The sequence below is a fragment of the Photorhabdus bodei genome (genome assembly GCF_003287735.1).
GTDB classification, from domain to species: domain Bacteria; phylum Pseudomonadota; class Gammaproteobacteria; order Enterobacterales; family Enterobacteriaceae; genus Photorhabdus; species Photorhabdus kayaii.
The window spans coordinates 1-3,666 of record NZ_NSCM01000094.1; the positions used below are offsets into that span (position 1 = coordinate 1).

Below are 3,666 nucleotides of genomic sequence, written 5' to 3' on the forward strand. Positions count from 1 at the left end.
GTCGGACAGCCCGAAGCCGGCCTGAAACCTGAGTGCGGTTGGACAGTTCGACGGTTAGCCGCTTCCCTGTGAGCCTGTGGGGTGCAGTGAAAGGCAGACTGCGCGCGTCCCTGCGCACAGACTGCCTCCCTACCTTCGGCGTGCCCGGCAGTAAATGCCGGCCGCCCGGCGCTGAACTTCGGCGTTCTCTGTGACCGTCGTTGCCGGTCAGCCGCCATTGAACATAATGTGGCATTAAGCGAAATGGGCCTGCACGGCCCACCACGCTTAACGGCACATTATGTCGGCACCGCCCACCGCAGGGCGCTGCGCGGCCACCTCAACAACGGTGAGCGGCTGGCCGCCGGATTGAGCTTCTCAGCCCCAGAGGCGCACCGGGCTGCGCCCGCTGCTGTCAGCCGCGGTGCCAAAACCCACCGCCGCAGTCGCCGCCCTCCCTGGCGGCTCCGGGGCGAAAATCTGCCTTAAACCGTTGTCAGTCAGTCCGTTAAGGTCAACAGCCCAGAAGGCAGGCCAGCAAGCTGGCCGCAGTTTATTGCCCCCGCCCAACCCTGCTGCACTGGCTGCGTCCGGCTCGCAGTCGCAGGCTCCTTGCTCGTCTCCGTACTCGCCATCTTCGCCCCATCCGCCCCCGCGAGCGGGGGCTCCCCGCAGAAATCCATCGATAAGCGGGCTTCGCCAGCCCGCACCCGGCCAACCCGCGTCAGCGGCGCAGACAAGCTGCCCCGCCGCCACGGGTTCCCAATAAAAACCGGTTCTGGCAGGAAAAGCGGGCGGAAACCCGACACTGACATCGGGGAAAAAGTGAGCTAAAATCGGCCAAGTGCTCGTCGGGGCGAGTTAACATGTTCTTTAACAGGGTGGGAAAAAGCGGTGGAGAAAAAGGCTGCTAAATCAGGGGGAAAGCTCCGCTAAACTGTATGATGGCGTCGGGATAGTCCCTAAGACCCGCTAGGGCTAAATGGGGGTCCGAACCCGTATGCGTACGTCCATAATCCGACGAACTGGGTTGATCCGTTCGGGTTGACGGGATGTCCTAATAGTATTAAATATGGCGAATTAGATCATTTAGGGCGCCCTACAGGAGTTCATGCCACTTTAGATAAAGGTCATATTAATATGGGTACGCACGCTAATCCCGATATACAGCCGCCAGGATTTATTACAGGAAAATGTTCTAACAGAGCTAGGGGCCATTTGCTCGGACGACAATTAGGTGGTTCTGGTGATGATGTTAGGAACCTGGTTACTCTTCAACAAAGACCTGCTAATACTCCTGTCATGAGTGGAGTCGAAGGTAGAATAAGAAAAGCCTTAGAACAAGGAGAAGTTGTTGAAATGAGTTCTATTCCTATTTATAAGGGACCATCCAGAATACCAGCAGGTATTACAATGAAAGCCGAAGGTTCAGGGGGCTTCTTTGAATATGTCACCGTTCTTAACCCTCCAGGAATATAAATAATGAGTATAGAGAGCTTAAAGAATCTATTGCCCTTACCTGTTCATCCTAATGAAAATGGTGAAGGTAAAACGTGGCCGTTAATAGATGAACAGTATTCTTTTCCTAAAGACTATATTGATTTTATAACCCAATATGGAACAGGTAGAATTGCTGATTTTATCACTATATTTAACCCATTTAGCGAAGATGATGATTTAAATTTCTTTAGGCAAAAAGAATGGGTTATTGAAGATTTTCAGTCCCTTGTTGAATCTGATCCAGATTATTATCCGTTTATTCTTTATCCCGATATTAATGGATTGCTTCCTATTGGAGTTACAGATAACGGCGATTATATATTTTGGGTTGTATCGTCAGATAATAGTGACTTATGGAATGTCGCTATTATTGCGGCAAGGGCACCAGAAGTTGAATATAGGCAAGAAAATTTCATTGATTTTTTAGAAGGTGTTTTATCAAGAAACGTCAAATGCATGTCATTCCCTGATGGTTTTCCTTCTAAAAATATAGAATTTAGTAGCATTTAAAAATAAGCCGGAAAGATCCCCGTGATCTTTCCGCTTTGTTATTTTTATACTTAAAATAAATATTTTACAGGGTTGAACTTATATATTAAATATATAAATTAAAATCACGAAAATATAAAATAAATAAGAAGATAAACAAAGGAATAATACAGGAAAATATAATATTCATAGTAAATATATACATAGTCTATATTTTTGCTATTTTATTCTGTTTTTTCTCTGAAACAGCAGAAAGCCGGAATCACTTCCGGCTGACTTCTTTCTTACCGTGGCGAATACCCGTGATACGCCAGTGCCGACTGGAGCCGCCCTATCGCGGCCTTGATAACCCAGGCTTCCGTGTCATCAACCGCACAGGTCCGTATCTCTGCCCAGCTCAACCGCTTAACCAGTTGCGCCAGTGCCATTGCTTCGTCATGGCTCAGGTGCACTTCCTTTAGCTGCTCAATCCCTGCTCTCATGCTATTCCCCTCCTTTAAATGGTTTTGTAGTCGCCAATGAGTTCGCGCATGCGGAGCTTGATATCACTGAGTTGCTCCTGCTGGCGCAGGTACTGTTGCCTGATGGTGTGGGTGTTGTCACTGTCCGGTATTAGCACCAGACAACCATTCATCACTTTCACCGTTAAAGTGCCGCCAATATCAAAGCCTGCGGCCTTAAGCCACTGACCTTTCAGGTGTATCGCAGGCGGTGCTTTAGCCTTGTCGTTTTGCGGCACGTATCCCACGGTGTAATAACGTTCTGTTTTCGCTGCTTTATTTACAGCGACTTCTGCCTTAGAATGCGTCTTAGCCATAATTAACTACCTCGCATAGTTGCTTGTGGTTAGCGGCTGTATCGTGTTGCAACCACGGTAGAGCCGCATTAAATCAGGTCAGCCCAATAACCGTTTTGCCTGATGTTTTAAAATCATTGCATCCAGAACCGAGGTCACAGAGCGTCGCTCCTCCTCGTCCATCTGTTTAACCGCCTCAAACTTTAGCTTAAGTTCGTCCTGCGGCTCCCGCTCGCCCTCCTCAAATATCAGCCAGTCTGCTGAAACATTAAACGTAACAGCAATACGTTTAAGAATGTCTAAAGAGGGTTGAGCCTCACCAGATTCATAGCGACGAACTTGTGTCAGATGTATCCCCACCTTGTCAGCCATCTGTGGCTGAGTCAGTCCTTGTTGCTTACGCAGTTGCAGAAAACGGGCAGAAAAGCTCATCCAGAATGTTCCTTTATCAGTCGTGATGGCTTCCATTATCTCCCCCTGTTCTGAATAGACTTGACTAAATAACCTTTATAGGACATATAATAGTATCTATATAGAGCATTGACAAGGATTTAAAAGGAACATTTTTATGGCACGCATTCCCGAAGCAGAATTACAGCACCTGAAAGCCGCCGTCTCCTTAGTCGCCGTGGTGGAGCAACAGGGGCGACAGCTCTTTAAACGCGGCAACGATTACGTGCTGCTGTGCCCGTTCCATCAGGAGAAAACCCCGTCAATGGTTATCTCACCGGCAAAAAATCTCTATCACTGTTTTGGCTGTGATGCCGGCGGCTCAGTGCTGGACTGGGTAATGAAAACTAAGGGCTTAAGTCTGCGCCGGGCCGTGGAACAGTTGCGCGGGATACTGGGAGATAACCCCTCGGTGGCCCCGCTGGTGCAACCGGATGAACCGGCCATGCTGG

At 48.7% G+C, this 3,666-nt stretch carries 6 protein-coding genes; 3 read left to right on the forward strand and 3 right to left on the reverse strand.

From position 1 onward, the window contains the following. Positions 1-1,023: 1,023 nt before the first annotated feature. Both CKY02_RS22485 and CKY02_RS22490 read left to right on the forward strand, forming a co-directional pair. Positions 1,024-1,458 carry a DNA/RNA non-specific endonuclease gene (locus tag CKY02_RS22485; protein WP_112896954.1) on the forward strand — a complete coding sequence of 145 codons (435 nt, stop codon included), beginning with the start codon at positions 1,024-1,026 and terminating at the stop codon, positions 1,456-1,458. Between the two features lie 3 nt (positions 1,459-1,461). Then, positions 1,462-1,989 (forward strand): SMI1/KNR4 family protein, encoded by a 528-nt coding sequence (locus CKY02_RS22490; RefSeq protein ID WP_112896955.1) that lies wholly within the window; start codon positions 1,462-1,464, stop codon positions 1,987-1,989. Positions 1,990-2,252: 263 nt separating this feature from the next. Here CKY02_RS22490 and CKY02_RS22495 read toward each other — a convergent pair whose 3' ends face one another. From CKY02_RS22495 to CKY02_RS22505, 3 genes are all read right to left on the reverse strand, one after another. Beyond that, complete coding sequence (locus tag CKY02_RS22495; RefSeq protein ID WP_046397398.1) at positions 2,253-2,450, reverse strand: DUF7706 family protein; 198 nt, start codon at positions 2,448-2,450, stop codon at positions 2,253-2,255. A gap of 14 nt (positions 2,451-2,464) precedes the next feature. After that, complete coding sequence (locus CKY02_RS22500; protein ID WP_046397397.1) at positions 2,465-2,785, reverse strand: SymE family type I addiction module toxin; 321 nt, start codon at positions 2,783-2,785, stop codon at positions 2,465-2,467. Between the two features lie 78 nt (positions 2,786-2,863). Next, complete coding sequence (locus tag CKY02_RS22505) at positions 2,864-3,196, reverse strand: helix-turn-helix domain-containing protein (protein ID WP_046397400.1); 333 nt, start codon at positions 3,194-3,196, stop codon at positions 2,864-2,866. 136 nt (positions 3,197-3,332) lie between these two features. On the opposite strand from CKY02_RS22505, the gene CKY02_RS22510 reads away from it, so the two are divergent. Next, positions 3,333-3,666 (forward strand): CHC2 zinc finger domain-containing protein (locus CKY02_RS22510; protein ID WP_240002120.1); only part of this gene is annotated, 334 nt, incomplete at its 3' end.

What these genes read in the sequence shown, in the direction of transcription:
- CKY02_RS22500 (WP_046397397.1), bottom strand. Translation starts at nt 2,785, where the DNA reads ATGGCTAAGACGCATTCTAAGGCAGAAGTCGCTGTAAATAAAGCAGCG.
- CKY02_RS22505 (WP_046397400.1), bottom strand. Translation starts at nt 3,196, where the DNA reads ATGAGCTTTTCTGCCCGTTTTCTGCAACTGCGTAAGCAACAAGGACTG.
- CKY02_RS22490 (WP_112896955.1), top strand. Translation starts at nt 1,462, where the DNA reads ATGAGTATAGAGAGCTTAAAGAATCTATTGCCCTTACCTGTTCATCCT.
- CKY02_RS22495 (WP_046397398.1), bottom strand. Translation starts at nt 2,450, where the DNA reads ATGAGAGCAGGGATTGAGCAGCTAAAGGAAGTGCACCTGAGCCATGAC.